General features: G+C 44.1%; 20 protein-coding genes. 8 read left to right on the top strand and 12 right to left on the bottom strand.

Going from position 1 to position 25,743, the window contains the following annotated elements; genetic code table 11:
* Window positions 1-3: 3 nt before the first annotated feature.
* The 6 genes from HY960_06025 (at window position 4) to HY960_06000 (ending at window position 11,856) form a co-directional block, all read left to right on the top strand.
* Window positions 4-225: a CDGSH iron-sulfur domain-containing protein gene (locus HY960_06025; protein MBI5215292.1), complete on the top strand. Its 222-nt coding sequence runs from the start codon at window positions 4-6 to the stop codon at window positions 223-225.
* Window positions 226-363: 138 nt separating this feature from the next.
* Entirely contained in the window at window positions 364-2,661 is a 2,298-nt protein-coding gene (locus HY960_06020; protein MBI5215291.1) for a hypothetical protein, read from the top strand.
* 12 nt (window positions 2,662-2,673) lie between these two features.
* Window positions 2,674-4,893, top strand: a complete 2,220-nt coding sequence (locus HY960_06015; protein ID MBI5215290.1) for a hypothetical protein — start codon at window positions 2,674-2,676, stop codon at window positions 4,891-4,893.
* 13 nt (window positions 4,894-4,906) lie between these two features.
* On the top strand, window positions 4,907-7,150 hold the full coding sequence (locus HY960_06010; GenBank protein MBI5215289.1) for a hypothetical protein: 2,244 nt from the start codon (window positions 4,907-4,909) through the stop codon (window positions 7,148-7,150).
* Window positions 7,151-7,257: 107 nt separating this feature from the next.
* Entirely contained in the window at window positions 7,258-9,549 is a 2,292-nt protein-coding gene (locus HY960_06005; GenBank protein MBI5215288.1) for a twin-arginine translocation signal domain-containing protein, read from the top strand.
* 39 nt (window positions 9,550-9,588) lie between these two features.
* Window positions 9,589-11,856 (top strand): extracellular solute-binding protein, encoded by a 2,268-nt coding sequence (locus tag HY960_06000; GenBank protein ID MBI5215287.1) that lies wholly within the window; start codon window positions 9,589-9,591, stop codon window positions 11,854-11,856.
* Between the two features lie 262 nt (window positions 11,857-12,118).
* Here the strand turns inward: HY960_06000 and HY960_05995 are convergent, their stop codons facing one another.
* The 12 genes from HY960_05995 to HY960_05940 form a co-directional block, all read right to left on the bottom strand.
* The gene (locus HY960_05995; GenBank protein MBI5215286.1) at window positions 12,119-14,335 is read right to left on the bottom strand and encodes a T9SS type A sorting domain-containing protein; all 2,217 of its coding nucleotides are present in this window, start codon (window positions 14,333-14,335) and stop codon (window positions 12,119-12,121) included.
* Window positions 14,322-15,575: a tRNA 4-thiouridine(8) synthase ThiI gene (thiI, locus tag HY960_05990; protein MBI5215285.1), complete on the bottom strand. Its 1,254-nt coding sequence runs from the start codon at window positions 15,573-15,575 to the stop codon at window positions 14,322-14,324. The genes HY960_05995 and thiI overlap by 14 nt, the downstream gene beginning before the upstream one ends.
* Window positions 15,576-15,655: 80 nt before the next feature.
* A complete protein-coding gene (gene rnhA / locus HY960_05985; GenBank protein MBI5215284.1) occupies window positions 15,656-16,111 on the bottom strand; it encodes a ribonuclease HI in 456 nt (151 codons plus the stop codon).
* A 1-nt stretch (window position 16,112) separates the two neighbouring features.
* Entirely contained in the window at window positions 16,113-17,510 is a 1,398-nt protein-coding gene (locus HY960_05980; protein ID MBI5215283.1) for a HAMP domain-containing protein, read from the bottom strand.
* Window positions 17,507-18,496 carry a hypothetical protein gene (locus HY960_05975; protein ID MBI5215282.1) on the bottom strand — a complete coding sequence of 330 codons (990 nt, stop codon included), beginning with the start codon at window positions 18,494-18,496 and terminating at the stop codon, window positions 17,507-17,509. Before HY960_05975 ends, HY960_05980 begins: the two co-directional genes overlap by 4 nt.
* On the bottom strand, window positions 18,474-18,878 hold the full coding sequence (locus HY960_05970; protein ID MBI5215281.1) for a hypothetical protein: 405 nt from the start codon (window positions 18,876-18,878) through the stop codon (window positions 18,474-18,476). Before HY960_05970 ends, HY960_05975 begins: the two co-directional genes overlap by 23 nt.
* Before the next feature lie 241 nt (window positions 18,879-19,119).
* Window positions 19,120-19,734: a hypothetical protein gene (locus tag HY960_05965; protein MBI5215280.1), complete on the bottom strand. Its 615-nt coding sequence runs from the start codon at window positions 19,732-19,734 to the stop codon at window positions 19,120-19,122.
* 600 nt (window positions 19,735-20,334) lie between these two features.
* Window positions 20,335-21,099: a hypothetical protein gene (locus HY960_05960; protein ID MBI5215279.1), complete on the bottom strand. Its 765-nt coding sequence runs from the start codon at window positions 21,097-21,099 to the stop codon at window positions 20,335-20,337.
* A 153-nt stretch (window positions 21,100-21,252) separates the two neighbouring features.
* On the bottom strand, window positions 21,253-21,786 hold the full coding sequence (locus HY960_05955; protein MBI5215278.1) for a hypothetical protein: 534 nt from the start codon (window positions 21,784-21,786) through the stop codon (window positions 21,253-21,255).
* A 4-nt stretch (window positions 21,787-21,790) separates the two neighbouring features.
* On the bottom strand, window positions 21,791-22,870 hold the full coding sequence (locus HY960_05950; protein ID MBI5215277.1) for a hypothetical protein: 1,080 nt from the start codon (window positions 22,868-22,870) through the stop codon (window positions 21,791-21,793).
* Between the two features lie 150 nt (window positions 22,871-23,020).
* Window positions 23,021-23,296 carry a helix-turn-helix transcriptional regulator gene (locus tag HY960_05945; protein ID MBI5215276.1) on the bottom strand — a complete coding sequence of 92 codons (276 nt, stop codon included), beginning with the start codon at window positions 23,294-23,296 and terminating at the stop codon, window positions 23,021-23,023.
* Window positions 23,293-23,646, bottom strand: coding sequence for a type II toxin-antitoxin system RelE/ParE family toxin (locus HY960_05940; protein MBI5215275.1), 354 nt, complete (start codon window positions 23,644-23,646; stop codon window positions 23,293-23,295). The genes HY960_05945 and HY960_05940 overlap by 4 nt, the downstream gene beginning before the upstream one ends.
* A gap of 176 nt (window positions 23,647-23,822) precedes the next feature.
* Between HY960_05940 and HY960_05935 the strand changes: the two genes are divergently transcribed.
* Together HY960_05935 and HY960_05930 are read left to right on the top strand one after the other, a co-directional pair.
* Window positions 23,823-24,935 (top strand): histidine kinase, encoded by a 1,113-nt coding sequence (locus HY960_05935; GenBank protein MBI5215274.1) that lies wholly within the window; start codon window positions 23,823-23,825, stop codon window positions 24,933-24,935.
* A gap of 2 nt (window positions 24,936-24,937) precedes the next feature.
* Window positions 24,938-25,738, top strand: coding sequence for a response regulator transcription factor (locus tag HY960_05930; GenBank protein ID MBI5215273.1), 801 nt, complete (start codon window positions 24,938-24,940; stop codon window positions 25,736-25,738).
* The last annotated feature ends 5 nt before the right edge of the window (window positions 25,739-25,743 follow it).

Here is a 25,743-nt window from a genome sequence, read left to right as displayed (position 1 = left end):
ACCATGACAAAGATAACAGTAAAAACAAACGGCTCCATTCGCATCGAAGGAGAATTTGAACTCTTCGACGCTGAAGGGAACAAATTTGATTTATCAGGACGCACGGCAATTTCCCTCTGCCGGTGCGGGCAAAGCAAAAACATGCCGTTTTGCGACAGTACACACAAACAAATAGGATTTCAATCCGAAATCAAAGCACGCGTGCTTGAACCTCTGAAAGTATAATTTTACTTTTTGTTCACGATTTTGCTTGACAACGTGAAAAAAGTTTTGTAATTTCATACTACCAGCTACACCAAGAGAAAAGTTAGTTAGTAAATGTTCGATTAATTCCTATTTATAAACAAGTACATGGAGGGACCCATGATTGCTTCTCGATATTCTATCAGGATACTCGTTCTTTTTTTTGTATTGATTTCACAAACCGTCTTCGCTCAATCTGCGAAACAGAAAACGAACGCGCCTTCCCCGAACTCTGCAAGCGCAACTTTCCTAAAATATTTCCAACAAGGGTTCAGTATGAAACTCTTGATGACCAACTATCTCACTCTGGGCGTTCAGGCATTTGAAGGGAGTCCACCCTCCGATGAACGATGCGGGTACATTCCCGGAATGGAATATCCTGTCGGAAGTTGTTACGACCATCTGTATAGCGCGGGTCCGGTTATTGGTGGAGTTGTTGATGGAGTCCGCCGAGTTTCGGAAGCGTATAACCCAAATACAGGAAGAGGATATTTTATCCCTTCAGAAAAGGATGAATTTCGAAATACCATCTGGGTTACTTCTGCAACCGACTCATCAATTGTTGAAACCGGGTATTATAAGAAGCAACCAAACAAACGCTTCGTTGATGACGACAAAGACGGAATCATTGACGAAGACGCGCTCGACGGAGAGGATAATGATAACGATTGGAGTTCCATTGCTGACGACATTGGCAGCGATGGTGTAGCCGACTCCTCTGAGCATGGATGCAGGGGTGGCTACGACCCCATCACAAATCCTGACCCCGCATTCGACAACTGGAATCCGGCAAACTACGACTCATGCCATCCCACGCATTCCGGAAAGTTCCCGAACATGAGAAGCAGGGAGATATACACACAGGGAAACGGAATTCCGGACCATGGCGAACCTCATGTTGACGAAGATTACGCGGCATTCTCTGACCAGGATGTATATATTTCCGCAACGGATACATCTCCCTCATTGCCAACATCACATTCACGACTTGGAATAAAAATCATCCAGAATTCATACGCATGGAAGAGTGATATCTTTGATGGCATCCTTCCAATTAAATATGAATTTGTAAACATCGGAGGAAAAACTATCCGCGATGTGTATCTCGGGTTCTTTGTTGATGCGGATGTCGGGCTTGCACAGCAAAATGACGGAGGATATTTCGATTCACTCCGGACAATATTCGTTGCAAATCCATCCGAACGGAATTCTACGCCGTTCGGGTTTACCTTGCTTGAAACACCTGTAGCCTTAGAATCATTGAAATACACACTACAGTGGTATGATTTTGTCCCGCCATGCGGCGGAACCCTTGATGAAGATTTATATGCATGTATGAGTTGCGAAGCTTTTGGCGGAGTTCATTGTATTGACGAAAACACCTTTCCGACAAATACCGATGTACGATTCCTTTTCTCATTCGGTCCTTTTCGTGAATTGAAACCGGGTGATACGATTAGCACAACAGTAGCGTTTCTGAGCGGAACACGCCTTTCCGCCGGGTCTCAAAGTCTGAAGGCTCACGCAGAACAAGCGATTAAATTATGGGGCAGAGGTTGGAGACAACCCCTCGCCCCGCCCTCGCCATGTCTTGAAGCTACTTCTTCGGATGAAGGAATCAAACTACAATGGAACTTGGAAAAACCCGGATGTTTGAATCCTCTCGACACATGGGATGATTCCAACAAAATAGCAGAATCATTCGAACCCAATCATTGGAGAAGAAGTAATCCTCCTGCAGGTGCAACGCGCGGCGGAAGAATCTTTGAAGGATTCCGGTTGTATCGCGCGGAAGAACAAAATGGGACAAGAACTCCGTTTACCTTTTTAAGAGAGTTCGACGTGGCTGATGATATATTTGGATTCAACGTTGGTTTACAAACAGAGTTCACCGATAGTTTTGCAAGAAAAGGACACACCTATTGGTATGCTGTGACTTCATTTTCCATTCCCGATATGACAATTATTACGCGCCCTCTTTCAAACGGCGGCGTTTTGTATGATACGTTATACAGCGAGCAGTATGAGTCGTCAATAGAAGATAATGCAACGAAAGTGTATCATTCATTTCGTCCTTCCGAATCATTGGGCGAGGTTCTCGTTGTTCCCAATCCATATCGCGGAAGTGAGTACTACGTCAATGGCGATGGATTTGAAGGATTGGAACGCGAATGGACACCATACAAACGCATGGTTAGGTTCATTCATCTTCCATCGAAAGCAACCATTCGCATTTACACAATTGCGGGAGAAGTGGTTGCTACATTCACGCATGATGAAAGTGCGGGAGATACGGAAGGTCAACATGATTTTCATTTGTTCACGGAAAGCGGACGACCGCTGGCAAATGGTATCTTCGTCTTTACAGTCGAGTCGGAATACGGAAAGCAAATCGGGAAATTTGTAATAGCACGATAATGAGGAGAAAGTATGAAATACTTAGTTTATTTTGTCACCGTTTTTTTCTTGTCTCAACAAATTGTTGGACAGGTTAATAAAAAATCAAAACGTCAACCGACTGAAGTAACAGCATCCTATCCAAAATCAATTATTCAGGGTTTCAATATGAAACTCAGAATGAACAGCGAATTGATGTTAGGGAAAGAAGCGCTTGGAGCGTATGAAGGCGTATCGCCATCATCCGAATATGAGTGCGATGATTGGTTGGGTTTGGAATATCCCGTTCATTCCTGCGTTGACCATTTGTACGGTGGAGGTCCGATACTTGGTGGGATTGTGAATGGCGTGCGATATGTCTCAGCGGCATATTATCCGTCGGATGCAGAAGGAGATTTTCAGCAAAGTTCGTTCGACAAGGATAAACGACATATTTTTACAAGTTCGATTGACGATACATTGTATAATTCAACTCGAACTGGATTTTATAAATATGCGATGAACAGAAAGGGAGTTGATGACGACAACGATGGTAAGACAGATGAAGATATGTTCGATGGTCTCGATAATGATGGCGACTGGAATGAACTTACGGACGATTTAGGTTCTGATGGTTTGCCCGACACTCTGGAAATCGGTTGCAGAGGTGGATTTGAACCGTACTATAATCCAGACCCGGCAAATGATAACTGGGATTCAACAAGTTATGATGTCTGCAAAGCAGAACGCGGAACCACTCCGTATAAGAAAAACAGCAGATATCTTTATACACAAGGAAATAAACTCCCCGACAATGGAGAACAACATGTTGATGAAGACTACGCTACAATTTCTGATAATGATATTTTACTCTTTTCAACAGACACCGTGGCAACTCTTTCGTGGCATAATCCGATTGGCATTAAAATTCATCAGCGTTCGTTCGCATGGAAAGACAAATGGCTCGAAGGTATCCTGCCAATTGAATACACGATTACCAATTTCAGCAATAATATTATCCATGATGTTTATATGGGTATGATTTGCGATATGGATGTCGGTTGGGTGAACGGAAGTTCATTTGCCTCCAGGAATTATAGCGGTTACTACCCGAACGAGAGAACGGCATATATCCATAATCCTCTCGACCGATATGCAACACCGGCAGGAGTTACACTTTTAGGAAGTTCTATACCATTCAACGCGTTACGTATCGTTTACAATTGGTATGAATTTGAAGCAGATGATTGTGGTAGTTCACCATATAATGAAGATGAAATGTTGGAGTGTATGAAATGTGGACCGAATGAACATAATTGTATCAAACCAGATCAATCGAGTCATTCCTTGAACGATACACGATTTCTTTTATCGTTCGGACCGTTTGAGGAATTGAAACCGGGAGATACGCTTCGATTCACTGTTGCGTTTGTTGTCGGAAATGACTTGCGGAATCATGAGAACAGTCTGTCGGGTAGAGCAAGAAAGGCATTGATATTTCATCAAAACGGATATGCAGTTCCAACTCCACCTCCTTCTCCCCGATTACAGGTTTCGAAGGAACAAGAGAGTGTGACGTTATCATGGGAACATGTAGGTAACAATCCATCGGCAAACTTGAATGGAAATACATTTGAAGGTTACCGTGTGTATCGGATTGATTCAGATACGCTCGATATTTCGAAAGCAACTTTACTCGCGCAATACGATGTTGATAATGCGTACAAATATGGATTTCAAACAGGAATTGAAACCACATTTGTAGATGCGGCAATAAGAAAAGGAAATATTTATTGGTACGCTGTAACTTCATATTCTGTGGTTGCCCATACATCACACTGGAATGGTAGTTCGTATGATACTCTTGTTATTGAGGGAGTTGAATCTTCTATTTCTGAAAACGCTCAAAAAGTATTTAACTCTTTTGGACCTTCAACCCAATCGGGTGAAGTACTCGTCGTCCCCAATCCATATCGCGGAAGTGAATATTACGTCAATGGCGATGGATTTGAAGGATTGGAACGCGAGTGGACACCATACAAACGCATGGTTAGGTTCATTCATCTTCCATCGAAAGCAACCATTCGCATTTACACAATTGCGGGAGAAGTGGTTGCTACATTCACGCATGATGAAAGTGCGGGAGATACGGAAGGTCAGCATGATTTCCATCTCTTCACAGAAAGCGGACGACCACTTGCAAACGGCATTTTTGTTTTCACGGTCGAGTCGGAATACGGAAAGCAAATCGGGAAATTTGTGATAGCACGGTAAACAGGAGAGCGTTATGAAATCACTTACAACAATAATTCTTGGAATGCTTCTTTTCATTTTCGTTGGTGGCGTACACCCTCAGCACAAAAAAACATTTCAGGTTACTGATACATCATACTCATGGGTAAAACGCATTTCAATTGGAAAGGAAATGAAACTCTGGATGAGCAACGATCTGGTGCTCGGGAAAGTAGCGTTTCACGGAAACCCGCCTTCAGATTCGAGTTGCGGAAATATTCCCGTTGGCTTGGAGTACCCGCTTGGCAGTTGCATTGAACATCTGTATGGCGGCGGTCCTTTTATCGGAGGAATAATCAACGGTGTTCCGCACGTCAGTACAGCGTATGACGGAACCGAAGGAAGAACGGAATTCAATCTTGCCGCAAAAGATTCTCTGAGAAACCAGTTCTGGCTTGGTTCGAAAAAAGATACGGCGTACAATAGTTCACGTCAGGGTTACTACAACTATGCGATGAATAAATTATGTGTTGATGATGACGGCGACGGAAACGTTGATGAAGATATTTTGGATGGCGAAGATAATGATGATGATTGGAATAGAGTTACCGATGACCTTGGAACGGACGGTCTGCCGGATACTGAAGAACAAGGATGCAAAGGAATGTACGACCCGGTAAAAAATCCCGACCCTGCGTTTGATAATTTTTTTGCCGGCAATTATGATTCTTGCCTGTTTCGTGTCATCAGAAGCAGAGATTTATACACACAAAACAACGGGATACCCGACCATGGTGAACCACACGTTGATGAAGATTACGGCACGTTTGCAAACAACGAAATTTCTTTTTCCGCTACAGATACGGTTGTTTCAGATATTCATCATCAACCAATGGGAATCAAAATCATTCAGAGAACATTTTACTTTGATTATGCCGACCACAAAAATACAATTCCCATCGAATATACATTCGTGAACATTGGCTCCAACATCATCAATGATGTGTACCTTGGTGTCATTGCTGATATGGACATCGGTAGCACATCGGGATATGCAAGTAGAAATTATTCAGCATATAGTAGTGATGTCCGATTGGGCTACACTCATAATCCTGTTGAACAAGGTGCAACACCGGCCGGTATCACGTTGCTCAAGGCTTCGTTACCGTGGGATAGTGTAAAAATTATTTTTCGCGAATTTGGTTTTGAGCCGCCTTGCGGAGGAAGTGATAATACTTCTAATTACCGGTGCATCAGTTGCTCGGATGAATCCGACCTGAACTGTTTGTTCGCGGAACCTCCTGTCAATTCACCAAACGACACGCGGTTCTTACTTTCTGCCGGACCATTCAAAGAATTTCGTCCCGGCGATACGTTACGATTGTGTATCGCTTTGCTGACAGAGGATAAAGTTGAGTGGTTAATAGACCTTGCCCGGAGATTACAACCATATAATCCTGAAGAAGGTTGGAACAGGTTACAACCTCCACCGCCGCCTCTCAAAATAGAACAAGCAAAAAATTCCGTCCGGCTTCGTTGGGATTGCAATGTTGATCTGACACAACCTTGTTACGGAGATACGTACACCACTCCGACACCATGCGGTCTGGCACCATGGTCAACGTTTACTCCCAAACGTGTTATCCGGGAAGGATACCGGGTCTATCGAAGTATTTCAGAACACTATGATGACAAATCATTTGTTCTTCTTGCACAGTATGATAAAATTGACGGGCTTCCATTCGGGTATGATACCGGAATCGAAACCGCCTTTGTTGATAGTAATCTTTCCACCGGAAAACATTATTGGTATGCCATTACCGCGTTTTCAGAACCCGGATTTACTATTATTGAACGCCCAATACCGGGCGGGACTCTTTATGATACACTTTGGTACGAAGGAACTGAATCGGATTTGAAATCGAATGCGACGAAAGTCTATATGACATTCACTCCGGGTGAAAAACTCGGAGAAGTGTTGGTTGTTCCAAATCCGTATCTTAACTCAGAAGACTATGTTAATGGAGGAGGATTTGAAGGCTCTAGCAGTGATTGGACTCCTTATAAACGGATGGTGAGGTTCATTCATCTTCCATCGAAAGCAACCGTTCGGATTTACACAATTGCCGGAGAAGTTGTTGCTACCTTCCAACATGATGAAGCCGCCGGAGATATTCCCGGTCAGCATGATTTCCATCTCTTCACCGAGAGCGGAAGACAGTTGGCAAACGGAATATTTGTTTTCACAGTCGAGTCGGAATACGGAAGGCAAATCGGGAAGTTTGTTATCGCACGATGATTTTTTTATTTGTTTAGATTTCACTTTTCTTGTGTATATTTATGCCCGCGATACAGAACCGTATCGCGGGCTTTTTTTCTTAACGATATCAACCTCAACATCAGATTATGAACAGACACAATCGTCGAAAATTCTTAAAAGAACTTGCATTGGCAGGAGGCGCAGTAACGCTCGGAGCCGATGCGCTGAACGCGTTTTCATTCTTCAAACAGGAAGGAAAGAAAAAAGTTGTGACCGTAAAACCAAAAACAATTGTCGAGTCAACTGTCCCTATTGACTTCCGGTATTCTCCCTCGACATGGCAATCCACATTCTGTTTCCCTGATGACCCATATAAGAGTTTAGTCGGGAAGTATGGTGAACTCCTGTACAATCACCCGGGTTTGCTTGCTGAACTCGATGCGTTTGCTCAAAAAGTCTGGTTCGGGTTAAACGGAACGCAGAAAGGCGAATACATCGAACAGAAATTGGAAGCGCCGGGAATTCCCATCATTACAACAAAACTCCGTTTCCCCGATGCAGTAATGACGCTGACCACGTTCGCCACCAACAGCAACAACGAAGGACGCGTGGATAACGTCCTCGTTCAAATTCGTCCCGACGGGAAAGAAGAACTTGATTGCGCTCCGTTCCTCACCATCAGTTCAAAAGCAGAACTCACGCTCGATGAACAGGACGACGACCTCAGTACGCTCCTGCTCGGCGATGAGAACAAAACATTGTTCCTTGCGGTCAACGCACATATCGAAATGAGCAACGACGGAACTACCTACACCTGCACATTGGCAAAAGACAAAGCTACGGCATCATCTCCGCTGAACTTCTTCTTCCGCTTCCCGCAAGCCGCGCAGGAACTCGATGCAATTGAAGACGGAATCGAAGAACCGCAAAAGTTGCTTGATGAAGCCCGTTTGTTCTGGCAAAACTGGAAACCGTTCGACGGAAAAGTAAACTGGCAGATTCAGGATAAGCATCACGAATTTCTCATTACATCAACAAGAAATATTTTACAATCCCGCACAATCAAAGAAGGAAAGAAAGCATTTCAGGTCGGACCGACTGTCTATCGCGGGTTGTGGGTCATTGACGGAACATTTCTTCTCGAAGCGGCGCGCTACATGGGACATGATAAAGAAGCGCAGGAAGGACTTGAGTCAATCTGGAATCTGCAAAACTCCGCAGGCGGAATTTTTGCCGGCGGTGGTGAGAACCATTGGAAAGACACTGCGGCGGCAATCTATATGCTCATTCGTCAGGCAGAACTCTCGCAGAACTGGGATTACTTCAACGAACTGTGGCCCGATGCGCACAAAGCCGCAATGTATTTACGCAACCTCCGCGACAAAGCATACAGAGACGGAACTGCAAACGGAAGTTACGGATTACTGCCGCAAGGGTTCGGGGACAGTGGCATCGGCGGCGTTCGTTCAGAGTTAACAAATTCGCTTTGGACAGTCATCGGATTAAAAGCAATGCAATCCACTGCCGACAGGTTGTTTCTTATGAATCGCGGAGATATCCGGGACTTTTACCGTGAACTCTGGATTTCCTTCAGAACTGCATCGCAGCAGGAAACGCGGCAACATCAAAACGGGTTCAAGTTTCTTCCCATGTTGATGAAAGACGATCCAAAATGGAATGACCCGAATCCATTGAATCGTCCGAACGTTCAAGCCGCTCAAATTTACATGTCGCATGCTATTTATCCCGGGATGCTGTACGATGTTGAATCGGCTGAAGTTCTTGGTCATATTGATTTAATGAAGTCTATTGTTCAGGAAGATATTCCGGCAGAAACAGGGTGGCTTGCTCACGATGCGGTTTGGGCGTACAACGCCCCGATTGTTAGTCAGGTGTTATTATGGGCAGGACAACCTCAACTCGCACGCAACTTCTTCAACGGATTTCTTAATCACGCTTCGCCGATGTATGCATGGCGCGAAGAACAAACGCTACGCTCCATCGCGGATGAACGATTCATCGGAGACATGCCGCACAATTGGGCAAGCGCAGAGTGCATTCGCTACTTGCGCCACAGTTTTATTCTTGAAGATGAAACCAAACTCCGTCTGCTTGATGGATTGGTGGAAGGCGACCTCAATGCACAGAAACCATTTTCGTTCACGTACTCTCCGACCCGGTGGGGAAGAATTACACTCACGCTCGAACCGTTGGACGAACGTTCATGGAAGATGAAATTCAAACGGGAAGATTTCAACGAGAAGATGATGCCGAAGTTTGAAGCGGTTGAATTCCCGCGTAAGATTTCCAAGAAACATCAACTCGATAAAGTGGAAGGCGTTGATGTGAAATGGTACAAAAACGGCGGCAGAGTTATCGTTGAACCGAACTGCCTCGAGTGGGAAGCGATCTGGAGAATCTTCGGACAAATTGATTAACATGGTTCAGGGCAGTCGCCCGAATTATTTCTGACAACCATGAAACGATATTGCTTTGTTGCCGGGTTGATGTTGTTCGTGTTGACGATGACATTCGCCCAGCAACAGGTAACGCTTCGTCTCATGGATTGGGCAAGTGTAGATGAAATGCCGAGTGATGAACTCTCGCTTGCAGAATTCAAGAAACGGTATCCACACATCAATGTCTTGTACGAACCGAGCCCGGGGCGTGTGTATGAAGAAAAAATTTTGACCTCGCTTGTCGCCGATGAGCCGCCAGATGTTTTTCTGCTCGACTCGAAACTGATTCCGACGTTCACCAACAAACACGTCCTCCTCGACCTTCATCCCTACCTCTCCAAACTTCATATTGATTCTTCTCAGTGGTTCCCGAATGTGTTGAGCATTGCGCGGAAAGGAAATTCGCTCTACGCATTTCCCAAGGGCTTCACGCCTATCATGGTCTATTACAACAAACAACTGTTTCGCACATCAAACATCTCATATCCCACATCAGATTGGACATGGAACGATTATCTTGAGACAGCAAAACAACTTACCAAAGATACAGACAACGACGGAACGGTTGACCAGTACGGAACAGCGTTCACCAATTATTACTACCAGTGGATTCCCTGGATTTGGTCGGCGGGAGGAGATGTTGTTGATGCAACCGGGTTTCATGCTACGGGATTTCTCAATTCGGAAAGAACGGAATCTGCAATTCAGTTTCTCATAGACTTGAGAAACAAGCACAAGGTCTCGCCCGATTTGGGAACATGGGTACAATCGGAAAAAACGGGAACAAGTTACGCGCTCTTCTCGAACGGAAAACTCGCAATGCTGACAAGCGGTCATTGGTTGATGCCGAAATTTGTGAAGTACATTCAGGACGGGACACTCGATATCGGAGTTGCGCCGTTGCCACGCCATCCCGACGCCAACAAAGTAAATGTCATGTATGAATCCGGCTGGTGCGTTCCGGTGAACACAAAATATCCGGAAGAAGCGGTGTTGCTTGCCTCGTTCATGGCGGGAGAAATTACAGCGCGTGTCCGTTCTTCACAACGACTCGAAATTCCTGCCGTCATTTCCGTCGCTGAAGAGAATGTAAAAACTGATGCAACCGGGTTAGAACAAGTTTTTTTTGATGAAGTACAATATTGCCGCCAACCGTGGGGTTCACTCATCGAACGGTTCAGTGAAATCGAATGGACATTACAGGATGCAGTTGACGAAGTAATGGTCAACGGCAAACCGCTCCATGAAACGATGACGAAGTATTCCGCACGCGTTGACAAAGAACTTGCCGAGATTCGGAGTCACGAAGCGACGGAGTTTAAGCCGATGAAAGAACAGTCGGAAATACTCTGGTTTCTGCTGATGGTTTCAGGTTTCTGGTTAGTGGTTTCAGTGTTATTGTATCTGAAAACGAAAAACAACAAACGAAAAACTCTCCGAACTGCGTATTCGTTTCTCGCTCCTTCGATTCTACATCTTATCGTCTTTATGTTTACGCCCATCGCGTTCTCCGCGTATTTAAGTATGCACCGGTGGGATGTTGTTGTGCCGGATAAACCGTTCATCGGGCTTGATAATTTTTCTGAAATGCTGAACGACCCGTTGTTTTGGAACGCGTTCAAAAACACGTTTGTCTATTCGCTCAACGTTCCGGTTGGAATGCTCGTTTCGCTTGCGGTTGCGCTGATGCTACACAAGCGATTGAAAGGATTGGGATTTCTCCGCACGCTCTATTTTCTCCCAAGCGTCTCCTCCTTCGTTGCCATTGCGTTGGTGTGGATGTGGATGTATCATCCGAGTTTCGGCGCGGCGAACTTCCTCCTGATGAGTTTCGGCTTCGAACCGTCACAATGGTTGAACTCGGAAAAGACAGCGATGCTCTCGGTGATGATTTTTTCTATCTGGCTTGGACTTGGTTACCAGATGGTAATTTTTCTTGCCGGCTTGCAAGGCATCCCCGAAGAACTGTACGACGCGGCAACGATAGACGGCGCAAGTACCGGACAATGTTTCTGGAAAATTACTTTTCCGCTTCTGAAGCCGACAACGTTTTTTATTCTTGTTACGTCACTCATCAGTTCGTTTCAGGTCTTCACTTCAATCTATGTAATGACAGCGGGAGGACCGGTTCGGAGTACCGATGTCATTGTCTATCATATTTATCAGGCGGCGTGGGAACAGTTACGGATGGGCTACGCCTCCGCAATGTCGTGGGTTCTCTTCGTTCTCATCATGTTCGTAACGTGGCTTCAGTTTCGGTTACTCGGAAAAGAAGTGGAATACTAATCGATTTCGGATGCCAAGGGCATGCCTTCGGCATTGCGAATTGCCAATTGCGGATTTAGGATTGAAGATTTGAGATTTGGTTTTTAGGTTTTGAGAATTCAAGATTCTCGTATTAACCTCTTGAAACTTCTTAAGGGATGTTACAAAAACTCTATTTTCTTTGCGCCACTTTGCGTATCCTTTGTGTGCTTAGCGGTAAAACATTTTTATTGAAGTTTTTGGAACTACCCTTAATACAAAATCACGACTCACCACTAACCAATTACCGAACGAGAAGAAGTTTCTTGCTGAGTACTTTCTGTCCCGTGCTCAGCCTGTAAATGTACACTCCGCTTGGCAAACCAGAAGCATCCCAAGAAACTGAGTAATTTCCCGCTTGCTTCGTTTCATTCACCACAATTGCAACTTCACGTCCCAATACATCAAATATTTTTAATGTAACCAATCCGAAATTGGCAATCCGAAATCCGAAATTCGTCGAGGGGTTGAACGGATTGGGATAATTCTGGAACAACATAATTTGGTTCGGGGTTTGAGGTTCCCGGTTTGATTCGTCCACTCCAACCGGCTTAGCGTTTCGATAGAATTGTAATCCACCTTTCGATGTTCCGACAAACAAATCAAGGTCGCCGTCGCTATCAACATCAGCAAACGCAGGGGCGGATTCTTTCATACCATGAATGTCCGCATAACGATTTGTTCGTTCTGTAAATTGACCCGTTCCATCATTTTCAAAGAAAAACATTTTCCCCTCCGAGTTGCCGATGAACAAATCGTCGTCATCGTCATTATCAATATCAACAAACAATGGTTTTGCATTTTCTCCGACATCTATGGATTGAAACGATGAAGTAATGAGTGTATCTATAAATTGCATTGTATTACCGTTGTTCCGGTACAATCGAATTTTCCCGTTTGATGTTCCCACAAACAAATCGAAATCATTATCACCATCAATATCAGTAAACGCCGGGACGGCAAATTGTCCCGTCATTAGTGAATCATCCGGCTTGTAATTATAAATTGTTATGATTGAATCAAATCCATAATAGATTTCCACCTGTCCGTCGAATCGTCCGAGAACCAAATCTTTTCTTCCGTCTCCGTTGATATCAACAAACGTGGGGGCGTACGCGAAATTTCCACCGATATCGGAGAAGGAGGAGTCTTCCAGTGTAAACGCAGGTTGTGTCTTCGTTCCTGTATTTTTGAAATACGAAAGTTGTCCACTCAACGTTCCAAGCACAAGGTCGGACAAGCCATCGTTGTTGATATCAGCAAACGCGGGATGAGCATTCTTCCCGACATCGAGCGTTCTGAGAAAATCTTTTGTCACAAGTTGAAGATTCGGCGAAACAGAATCTCCCTGATTTTCATAAAACCAGAATGAGTGATAGGGCGGAGACGATTGTCCCATGTTCACAAACGTTCCGACAAACAAATCGAGGTCGTGGTCGTTATCAATATCCACAAAGTTCGGTTGATTATAAACAGTTGTGAGCTGAGCATCCTCAGGCAATATCTGGTCTCCGGTACAAAATAAATCGGGTTGAGTTGCCGTTCCATGATTTTTAATGTAGAACAGTTTGTACGAGTTCATGTCACCCATAAATAATTCAAGCGACTGATTCCCATCAACATCCGCGAATGCGAAGAGACTTCCCCCGTGTCTTGCATTTGAGATTGATGACTGACTCAATCCATTATTCAAACATGAATCATTTAATATTTGAATTCCCTGAAACTGTTCATCAGCATAACGAAATGCAGGAGTTGTCGCCGTGCCGATGTTTTCGTAACGGATGATGTTGCCGTTAAAATCACTGGTGAAGAAATCAAAATCGTTGTCACCGTCAAGGTCAGTGAAGGAAGGAACGCTGAGGAACCCGGCAAGAATCTGACTGTTCGATGTGTCGAGCATCGTCTGTATTTCGAGAACGAAATCCGGTTCGTGAACCGTTCCAATATTTTTGTAGTAACTGATTCCGTTTCCGCCGTTATCGCATAAGAGGTCAATTTTGGAATCGCCGTTCAGGTCGGTAAAATAAAACCACGCGGTAAACTGAGGAAGAGTGATTTCATTCAATTTCATTTTGAAATCAAACGTTTGAGGAGTTCCTTCGTTTCGGTAGAAATCTACATTCTGGTCGGCATCGAACACAAATAAATCATAATCGCCATCGGAATCTATATCAACAAAACGGTGATTCGGTCCGTCAATTCCACCGATAAAGGGTTGCGCAAGTGTGTCGTTGCCAAAAATGAAGGGGATGGATTCGAGTTCGCGGGTAAAGGGTTGGGCAGATATCAAACCATAAAAAAGGAAATACAATAGGAAAGTCAAAAACCAAACTCTCGTTCCTACGGTCTCCGTAGGAACGGCAACCAATTCCGCTCTGCGGAAAAAACGCGGAGCGTTTGTCTTTTCATTCCAACGCAGGAGCGTTGGAACGAGTACAAAGATATTATTTTCCTTCATTCACTTTCTCCTTCTGTAACTGCGGCACAAGAAATATTTCCGATGTTGTTTTGCTCAGCGCCAACTCAAGCAACTGCGGGACATTCAACTTCGATTCTGCTTCAAGAACTTCTTCCGGCGATGCCCACGTGGCGGGATTGCGCGGCGCGAGGAACGAACAGCAATCATCATACGGCTCTTTGGAAATATCGTGCGTGCCGATGAGTCGGGCAGTGTGCATCGTTTCCTCTTTGTCCATACCGGCAAGCGGACGGAGAATCGGCATGGATGCGGCTTCATCAATCACACGGATGTTACGGAGCGTTTGCGATGCAACTTGTCCGACTGCTTCGCCCGTTACCAATGCTTCCGCTCGCTTTTGTCTGGCGATTGTTTCAGCAACACGAATCATGAAACGACGGTAAAGAACCACGCGCAAGTGTTGCGGCGCTTGCAGAACAATTTCGTTTTGTACATCTGCAAACGGAACGATGAAGAGACGCGATTGGAATTGATACTCGGTCAAAATCTTCACCAACTGTTTCACCTGGTCAACCGAGTATTGGCTTGTGTACGGCATACTGTGGAAGTGGACAAAGTTAACGTTGCATCCCCGCTTCATCATTCGCCATGAAGCGACCGGCGAATCGAATCCGGCAGAGAGAAGCGAAAGCACTTTCCCGCTTACACCAACCGGCAAACCGCCAGCGCCTTGCATTTTCGAGCGATAAACATACGCAACTCCCTCCACTATCTCGATATAGAGTGTCTCGTCCGGCTGTGTCAGATTTGCCCGCACACCGAACTTCACGCAGAGAAACGCTCCGACTTGAGTGTTTACTTCAACAGACGTAAGAGGAAATCGTTTGTCGGGTCGCTTCGTCTCAACTTTAATTGTGGAAAATTTTCTGTCTGCAAGTAATTGTTCCGCTACAGAATTAAACTCATCAACGCTTTGATTGACTTTCACGCCGATACAAATATTCGCCAGACCGAACACCTGCGTCAAACGTTGAGCGATTGCATCAACTTGTTCATTCGGGATTTCTTCAATGACAAATCGCCCATAGCCGCCGCGCAGAACAAATGATTTGCAAAATCCGAGTAACACGGTGCGAACATTCTTCATCAATTGCTTTTCGAAGTATGAACGATTGTCCCGCTTGAGTGTAATTTCGTGGTGGTGAACGACGATGACAGGTTTCATGGAAAGAAGATACGAGTTTGAGGAAGGGAAAACAAAGAACACACGTATCGTCATGCTGAATTTATTTCAGCATCTGAGTGCCGTGGAAAAATTCTGTAACAAGTTCTGGGTAATATTCCAGTTTTTAATAATTTCTATTTCATCTCCTCAATCCCCAATCTCGCCAACTCATCCGCACGCTCGTTCAACTCAACCCCCGCGTGCCCTTTCACTTTGTTGATGGTCGGCTTGTACTCGTTTACAAGTTCGAGCAATCGTTGCCACAGTTCTTTATTCTCGACCGGTTTCTTATGCGCGTTTTTCCAGCCGTTCCGTTCCCATTTTTCAAACCATCGTTGCCCGAAGCAATTGACAAGGTATGCGCTATCGGTAAAGATTTCAATTGGTATTTCTTTTTGTTTGATTGCTTCCAGCGCTTTGATGCACGCGGTCAACTCCATCCGTTGGTTCGTCGTGTTGGTTTCTCCACCATACAATTCTTTCACGTGACTCCCATATTTCAATACAACTCCCCAGCCCCCTTTATTTTTCGAGAACTGATTGCCGGAACAGGCGCCGTCGCAGTAAATGATAATGGATTCTTTTTTCATTTCAACTTTTTGAAATTTGTTCTTCCATTACTAAATACATCGCAACAGGATGTGTTTTCCCTTTTACATTCAATTCACCGAGCGATTTGCAATGGAAATATTCTTTCACCAACTCGTGTGTCGCATCGCTGATGATGATTTCCCTCGGTCCTGCCCGCTCTACCAATCGCGAGGCAAGGTTCACGTCATCTCCGATAACAGAATAGGTGAGCCGCTTTTCCGAACCGATGTTCCCTGCGATGGCAGTGCCGGAATTGATGCCGATGCCGATGCTGATTTTTTCCATTCCTTCTTTCGCGAATTCTTCGTTGAGCGATTGCATACGTTTCTGCATCGCAAGTCCCATTCTAACTGCACGCAGAGGGTCATCATCGTGATGCACCGGCGCGCCGAACACAACCATGATTTCATCACCGGCGAATTTATCAATGATGCCTTCAAATTGCAAAACAACTTCCGTCATTGCAGTAAAATACCGGTTGAGCATTTTCACGATTTGCTCTGCGCCGAGCCGTTCCGTCATTTTCGTGAAGCCGCGAATATCACTGAAGAAAACCGTTACGTTCCGAAGTTCTCCTTCAAGATGCGGACGGATTTTCTTTTCCATAATTTGGTCAACGACTTCTTTCGGAACGTAGCGCGAGAATGTATCTTTCACAAACTCCCGCTCTTTCAATCCCGAAGCCATCCGGTTGACATGTTTGGCAAGCACATTGATCTCATCGTTATTTTTCACCGGCAATGCAAGTGAGAAATCTCCCTTTTCTATTCGCTCAAGCGCAGGCAAAAAATCTTGCAATGGCTTGACGATAATAACTCTTGTAATAGTGAGGATGCTGATAATCAAAAAAATAAAAACGACAACCGAGACAATGGTAATCAGCGTTTGAAGCGAAGAAAGGACTTCATACAATTCTTCAATAGAGAATGTTGCTTTGAATACACCAATCAGCATTCCGGCATGAGAAGTTACAACAGGGACGGCGGTAACAGCGCGCTTTGTTTCCTCATCAAACTCCACGAACGAAGTTTTGTTCTGAAGTACGAACGATACAGCATTTGAAGAATCGTGAGTGAAAAGGTGTTCGCTTTCAAGGTCTGCCGTTATGCTTCCTGTCGAATCAATCACCGAAAGAGAAATGATGCGCGTATCGAAATGTTCCAGTTCATCAAGCAGGCTGTACAAACTCCGCGTATTGCTGACCTCATACCCTCGGGCAATATCGAGTGCGACTGTTCTCGAAAAACCAACCAGCGTTTGTTGCATCTCCTTGATGAGAAACTCGCGGCTGTAATGCAAGGCAAACGCCGTAAACACGATTTCCCCAAGAAGTACAATAACGATGACAACGAGAAGAATCTTGTATCCGACAGAAAGATTCTTGAACGAACTCCTCACAACTCGTATTCCAACTCTACAAAAAGTTCATTGAACTGTTGTTTAACCTTCTCCCAATTCATGATATACTCAAACTTTATTGTGTAGCCCCGGTCAATGGTGTAGCGGAAACCTTGCGCACATTGAACGCGTTCATCACTATCTACATCGGTGTTCGGGTCGAACACTTCAAAACGAGTAACCGAACGAAGCGTGTGAAGCATCTCTCCCAAATCGTAATTCATCATCACGTATGCGCCTTGACTTTGTTGTGCTTCGTATTGTTGTATGATTGCTTCACCGGCAATGACCGCTTTATTGAAAATTCCCATCGCCTCGATACCAAGCGCTTTTACTTCGACTGAAGAATGTTCTTTCACCGAACCGTCCGCATTCAGCGAATTTTTCCTGCCGTAAAATCCATTGAGTCCGACCTGAATACGCTCGAACGCATAGAGCGCATGTCCGATAACATCTTTGAAATTATTATCATCGCGAATCCCGCTGATGCCGTTTCCGTTTACGACAGCCAACCCCCACGAGATTGCTTCACCCTGCGCTTCCCAGAGTACGCCGACATCATGCGAACGCAACTTGAATGTCGGGAGAATTCCGTCGGGAGAAACTCCTGCGCTTTTGGTTAGCGAGTGAGAAACTGTGAATGCATCGTAATAACCAAACGGACTGCGGAATTGTCCAAGCGTAAGCTGACTATTGAACGGCAAATCTCTTTGGACAAAATAGAGTCGCTCAAGTTCGCCCCGCTTTAAATCATCGCGCATTGTGTATTCAATCAATCCACTCGAGTGTTCTGAAATGTTTGCATCTAAAAACAATTTCGCTTCACGCATCTGGAATGAAAACGGTTGAGGATAATTCTTATCATAGAAGATGTTGAATTCCAGTTCGACCGATGGCTTGATATCTCCTGCTTGAACCGCCAACGAACAGAAGAGAATCAGAAATAATGTAATCTTGAAAATATTATTCCGCACGTTGCGCCTCATACAATTTCCTGAATTGATTGCTCTTCTGCATATCAATCAGGATTTGTTCAATTTCCGCTTTCGGTTTTCCTTCGCGGAACAGGGTACGGAGGGTTGAATAAATAACGAGTGGGTAAATCGTCGCCGGGCGATTGATGGTGAACAACACATCCTCGATATAATTTTCGAGCGGAACGGTGATAAGCAGAACTTCTTTCGGGTCTAACCGCTCTTCACGCACGAGTGTCTTCTCAATCTCCGCAAACTGGTCGTCTAAGATTTTATCAATAGCGGTGTTGAGTTTAGAGGGGAGATAAACTGGTTGCTTTCCGTCTTCTTGTGATAAAGTGAACGACGGAGCGAAGAAACATACAAGCAAAAAACTATAAAATAGTCTTTTCATATTGATGCTATTTCATCCAACGATTCATTTTGCACATACAGGCATCATCACCGGGTGCTAATATACAATTTTCTTAAACAAGAAATGAGGAAATATTGTTGAATTTTTGATGAACTGTTGATGAGCTGTTAGTTTCGATTCGATGAAAAAAAATCGGAGCGACGGTTTCCCATCGCTCCGACTTTTCCGATAGCACGAATTATCGTCATGCTGAATTTATTTCAGCATCTGTTAATACAGATTACAGATTACACACGATATTCTTCACCGCCGATGGCTTGCCAACCTCTTTATCGTCTAACATATATATGAGTTCATACTCACGCATTTCCGGCACACCGGCGACAAGATTCTTCCGTGTATCTTCATACGGTGAATAATTATCTGTACCGAGCGTAGTAAAGGTTGTTTCGTTTCCACATTTGCACCTGATTTTCACTCCATCAAAGATTCCCTTCTTCCAATCAACACGAATGTGGTCAGAGAGCAAGGTGAGCCAGAACTCCGGCATCGCATCGTTGATGGATTGCATGGATGTATCTTCCGCTCCGACGATGCCTAACGCTTCACCGATGTCGGGTGTATAACTATCGTGTGCTTTAATTTTGTTGGCAAGATTTCTGAAGAATTGTTTCGCCTCGGCGATTACCTGATTCTTCAACTTCGTTAATCCTTGCAACGTTTTCTTCTGACCGTCAACCTCACTAAGTCGTAGTTTCACTGCATCTAAGTGATTTTGAATCTGCGTCTTTACCTCGCCCGTAATCCCAAGTTGTCCTTCATACGGTTCAAGGTTTTTGTTGAATGTTTCACCCCACTGGAAAAATCCCAGATCAGGTTTTGGAACGTAATCCATAAAGATTTCCTCTTAATGATTGTTAAAATTATGTGAATTGTATTGTTACAACGAAGAACAATTTTCCAAAGTTCCCAATTTGTTCACATGAAGAAAATATTTTAGGGCATTGTCATTCTGAATCCCCGCCTTAGTGGGGTGAAGTGAGCCCCTTGCACCATGCCGACTGCGGGACCGTAGAAGAAATCCCTACTAATGAACCACACGTTCGATTTATTCGAAGCATGAAAGTAGGAGATTGCTTCACCCCGCTGAAGCGGGATTCGCAATGACCCACACTTCACTGTCATTGCGAATCACGTTCATCATGTATCAGAACGGGATGAAGCAATCTCCCAACCCCAAGGAAAACGTGACGACTAATGAACCATATCTTTCGGTTCATTTCCACGATTAACCCCGTCTGGGGTTGGGTCTCAGAATAACATTGGCATATATTTTAACTACGGACTAATTTACCTTTAGCCTGAATCCCAAATACTAAATTCCGCACCTCTCCGTCTTAAGATAACAGACTACAGGGAAAAGCCTGAACCGCGCAGGCTGAATCCCGGACATCTCAGGCTGAAGAGAAGAGGCATCTTCCCTTGGCTGTGTCGCTCAGGACTTGGACAGAACTGTGCAGGGAAGAGACGGAACAACGCAGGACACGGAGCGAGCGATACAGCCCCGCCCTGAGAAGCCCGGTCTTTGGACTGCGAAGCAAAAACATTGGACTGAATGGTCGAGGCTTCTGACTACGCACGACGAACTTTGGACTGAGTAAATCGGACTTTGTCCCGCGCCGTACAGGATTTTCCCTGCGGCGCGCAGGACTGAGAATGTGCTGAAATTGCTCTGTTTTAGAGGGGGAGAGGAGAATTGCCTACGCTCGGCAGGGTATGAAAAAAAGAGCATCGGTGGTGTGCCGATGGGGAGAATGGCGTTAACAACACCGCCGATACCTTTTCCCAACGCCGACCATTCACGCCCGTTCCATTTGGCGATGTTGTTGACCTCTACGTTTCCTGCAAACCGGAACTTCCCCCCGATATACAAATTGCCGGACGCATCGTGTGCGAAGGGACCGATGCCGCCCCAGATGCCATTGGGAATACCGTACCCCGTAACCCAGCCAACACCTTGAGAAGAAGAAACCTCCTGAGTGAATGTTTGTGTATGTGAACGTGAAGTAGAAGTTTCCTGTGCGGATTCTTCTTTCATACGCTTATAGATGTTTTCTACCTTGATTAAGTTTGAGCGGAGATATTCTTCTGAATAAATAAATGTGTTTGTCTCTTTCTTCGTTTGGCTGTGAGTGAGTGATGCGGTACTCAGCATCAGAACGATTATTAGAGTGCTTGTATGGAGAGCTGCTTTTTTCATTTAAAAATACAAAGTCATTCTTCTCAAAATGAGTATAATGGGTTATGAACAGCGAGCATATTGCTTCTCATCCTCACGATTGGCAAATAAGAGTCGTTGACCGGATACATGATAGAAGCGTGGGAACAGAATATGAATTAAAAGCAATTATTATTATTTATTACGCCTTTTTAATTCCATGATTCTATTGATAGACTCTCTTTTTTTTTTATTACTATCAATAATGTTTAAATAATTTTTAAAACCGAATTCGATTTTATCGATTATTTTTAGCCTATAGGGATTTGGAATAGTAGTCAACAAGTACGATATGAAATCTGAATTCCAAAAAAATATTTCTCCTATTGCATAAGAAAGATTCTCATCAGCAGAATTCTCGAATGACATTAATAATTTAAAGAATTCTTTCCCAAGTGTTGTATCGTTATTATGGGAAATAATAGAAACACAAGTCCAGATAGCATCTTGCATCTGATTCTCAAAATATTTTTCTACTTCAATTCTTGCTTCGATATATTTGTTGGTGCTTATACTCGCTTTTAAGTTTTCATTTAACATTATACCGAAATGAAACCTCTCAATTATTTTACCTCTGATTGAAAGCGAATCATCTTTCGGTGTCGCGAACAAAGGATAATAAAAAAGTAAAAAAGAAAAGACTAATATTTCGGAAATTACTTTACTCATAATCTTACCGGTAATCAACATCAACACGAATATTTGAATAATTTTGGAAGTAATTTAATAAAGAATTATACAATCGTTGTGAATCTGAACAGTGGACTCCTATACATCCTTCGGTTCCCTTAACATTTCCATCTGGGTGAATACGAAGAAGGGTCCGGTCTGTTCTAAACATAGGCTCAAGATTTAAACTCCAACCGCCTGCCGGGCAAATAAAAGCTGATTTATCTGTGCGTTCTCGTAATCCATTTCCTAAATATGTTCCTTCAGGTAATTTTCCTTTTCTATAAGGACCCGATAAAGCTTTATATTCTCCAACAATAAGATCATCACCTTCAAATGGAAAAACGCCTTCACTTCTAAGTCCAGTTGCATAATAGTGCCATGTTAGAGATTCGCCATCAAATTCTAACCATTGTGTCCTATCTATAGGTTCTTTAGAATCGGAATTCCCATTGGCAGCAATCGAACTATTTGTTAAATGACTTTCGTATATATTGTAAATTATTTGGGCTGAAGCTTGTATTGCTTCTTCTCGTGGACCATTAACCTCAACAATATGTCCATTGTATTCTATAGTAATTTGCATTTTTATTTCTAAACTCATTGTATAAACAGCTTCAGTATAACTTACATCTCTCACCTCATCAGCCATCCACAACATTATTGACCAATAATCACCCCACTCAGCCCCCCCCAACATTCCCATCTGCAATCTATGGTTTTCTGCCCGCATTGCCTGTAAAGAAGCTTCTTCTCTCTCCAATTTTTCGTAATAATCTTTCCAGTAATCTTTATATACTTTCCCATCCGGGTCAACAAAACTTACTGCATTATTTCCTGCATAACTGTATGGAGAGAAGCCCTGTCCAGCCGGGTCCATCGCATAGAATCTTCCCAACTGTTCGTCGTACATTCTTGCACGGTAATTGTACACGCCTGTTTGTACGTCGTACTCCTGCCCGGTGTATTTGTACTTCACATCGGGAGAAATCTGGGAAGCCATCAGTTCGCCCCACGCGTTGTAGGCGTGGTACTCAACGCCGTTTCCGGTCGCACCAAAGAATTGTCCAGTATGCCCTTGCAATACTATCCTCTCGTTTTCCCGCCAAATCGGGAGATACTACAATTATTGATGAGTGTAAAAATATGTCTGGACATGGAGTCCTCCTGGTGTGGTGTAATGTATTAAATATAGAGTGTCATGGTTTCATCAAAAAAAAGAACAGCTATCAAATCACGCCAATTCTACCCGTACTTTTTTTCCAATAACTTTTGCATACCTCTTCAACATCGAAAGCCGTATTTCGTCTGCATGGTTTTCAATTCTCGAAATTGCAGACCTTCGCGTTTTCAACTTTCGGGCAATGTCGTCTTGCGTTAACCCCAATTCTTCTCTGAACTGTCGAAGAAGAATTCCTATTTTGAAATCGGTATATCCGGCATCGTACTCTTCAGCAAATTCTTTATCCTTGTTCTTTCGTTGCTGTATGTATCGTTGTAAGTCACTCATAGTTTTTTCTTTCGTGTAACATATTCTTGTTTCCTTCGTTCCGCAAGTCGTATTTCTTCAAGCGGCACTTTCTGACTTTTCTTGATAAATCCGTTTGTCAAAACAACAAATCTTCCTCCATCAAAAAACCCTAACAGGCGTAGTACGTCATTCCCCGATTGAACCCGAACTTCCCAAATATCATCTGTGCCAATTAATTTTTTTAAATATTGTTTTGGGACACTATCAAGTTCTTCAATAAGTGATAGTACCCATGTTACCTTCTGTGCTATTTTTCCCGGAAGTTCATCGAGAAATTCGCGGACAGGTGAATTTCCGGATCGTGTTTTGTAAAATACTATCTCTCTCACGGTGAAAACGTACTAAAGAAATCTCAATAAACAAAATGATATCGGCATGTAGCCAGAGAAATTTGTTCCATCCTTCTTTGACTGCATATTCAAGCCATTCATCATACTATTTCTTGCCTTCCCTGCACAATAATTGTCTTCCTGCGGTTCGCTTCGTATCTTGCACCCGTCGCTGTATGAGTACATCAAACACAGAAACCAACATTTCCCCTTCGCATCGCCGCACCTTCTGGTGGTTATTGAGCGGAGTGTGGCTCATCCTCTCCATCTTCATGACAAGCCAACTCGTCCTTCGCACGGCAGATGGGAAATATCCCGTTGATTGGCTGAACGGTCTGAGTTTAGAGATATTGTACTGTTTGCAATGGGTTGCTCTTTCGCCGATTACTCTCTGGCTCGCACGAAAGTTTCCGTTGCAAAGCAAAAAGTTCTTTGCCGGGTTGCTTGTTCATCTTGCAGTCGGGACGGCTATGTCTGCGCTGACGATGGCAGGACGAACCGTGTTGACAACAATCTTCATGTACAAGTTCGCAATTCCGGTAACGTTCGAGCGTGTGTTGAGTAACATGACAGAAGCGCTCGATTACGGTGTGATGAGTTACTTGCTGAACATGTTATTCAGCTACTCGTTTGTGTTTTATACGCAGGTGCGGGAACGGGAAATCCGAGCCGCACAATTGGAAAATGAACTTGGCAGAGCGCAACTGCTTGCGCTGAAAATGCAACTCCATCCACATTTCTTTTTCAACACGCTGAATACGATTTCCGTCTTGATTCGGAAGCAGGAGAACAACCTTGCTGTGGAGATGATTGCAAAGTTAAGCAAGTTCCTCCGCTACACGCTCGATAAAACGAATACTCAGGAAGTTACGCTGGAAGAAGAACTGAGTGCAATAGATTTGTATCTGGAAATTCAGAAAGTTCGCTTTCAGGAGAACCTCAGTATTAAGCGAACAATTTCTTCCGATGTGTTAAGCACGAAAGTCCCGACGCTGATTTTACAACCGCTTGTCGAGAACGCGCTTCAACATGGAATCGCAAAACGGGAACGGGGCGGCATCCTCGAACTCTCCGCAGAACGAATGAACGGAAAAGTCCACATCACCATATCCGATAACGGTCCCGGGATAACATCTGATTTGCAGAAATTAAAACATCATGGCATCGGTTTGCAAAACTCAGAATCACGACTGCAAAAGTTGTATGGTTCTTCGTTCGAGTTTGAATTGAAATCAAAACCGGAAGGCGGAGCTCTTGTTCACATCGCCCTTCCATTTCGCGAACGTTGACGATGAACATACGAACGCTCATTGTTGATGATGAACCTCTGGCGCGGGAAGGCATCCGTCTGCTTCTTCAAAAAGAGACGGATATTTCCATCGTTGGCGAGTGCGGGAACGGAATGCAAGCAGTTCAGACAATACAAACAACAGAAATTGACCTGCTCTTTCTCGATATACAAATGCCGGAGATGGACGGTTTCGAAGTTCTCTCCTCCATCCCACAACACCGGATGCCGCTCGTTGTGTTCGTTACCGCGTACGACCAGTTTGCGCTGAAAGCGTTCAAAGTCCACGCGCTCAATTATCTCCTCAAGCCATATTCCGACAAAGAGTTTTTCGATGTTCTTCATCATGCAAAAGAATACCTGCGACTGAAATCAGTCGAGCCGCTGACAAACCGGTTGCGGGAATTGTTACAGGATATTTCTCAACCATCCCCGGCTCAAATCGCAGATCGCACATCACACATCGAATATCTATCACGCATCGCCGTCACCCTGAAAGGAAATATCATCCCGATTCCTGTTGATGAAATCATCTGGTTCGAGGCGGCTGATTATTATGTGAACATTCACACGCAGACAAAATCATACTTGCTTCGCGAAACGCTCTCCAACCTTGAAGAGAAACTTGACCCGAATGTGTTCATCCGAATTCATCGCTCGGTCATGGTTCGCATCAGCGCCATTAAAGAAATCCGTCCGTTCTTCGAGGGGGAATCGTTCGTCCTTCTTCACAACGGAACAAAATTGAAACTCGGGAAAACCTACAAACAAAAATTGAAAGCGTTCATGCACTTCCCGACGTGAAAATA

Source organism: Ignavibacteriota bacterium, assembly GCA_016212665.1.
Lineage (GTDB): Bacteria > Bacteroidota > Ignavibacteria > UBA10030 > SZUA-254 > FW602-bin19.
Note: the sequence above shows the minus strand (reverse complement) of the source record. Positions and strands in the feature narration are given on the sequence as shown.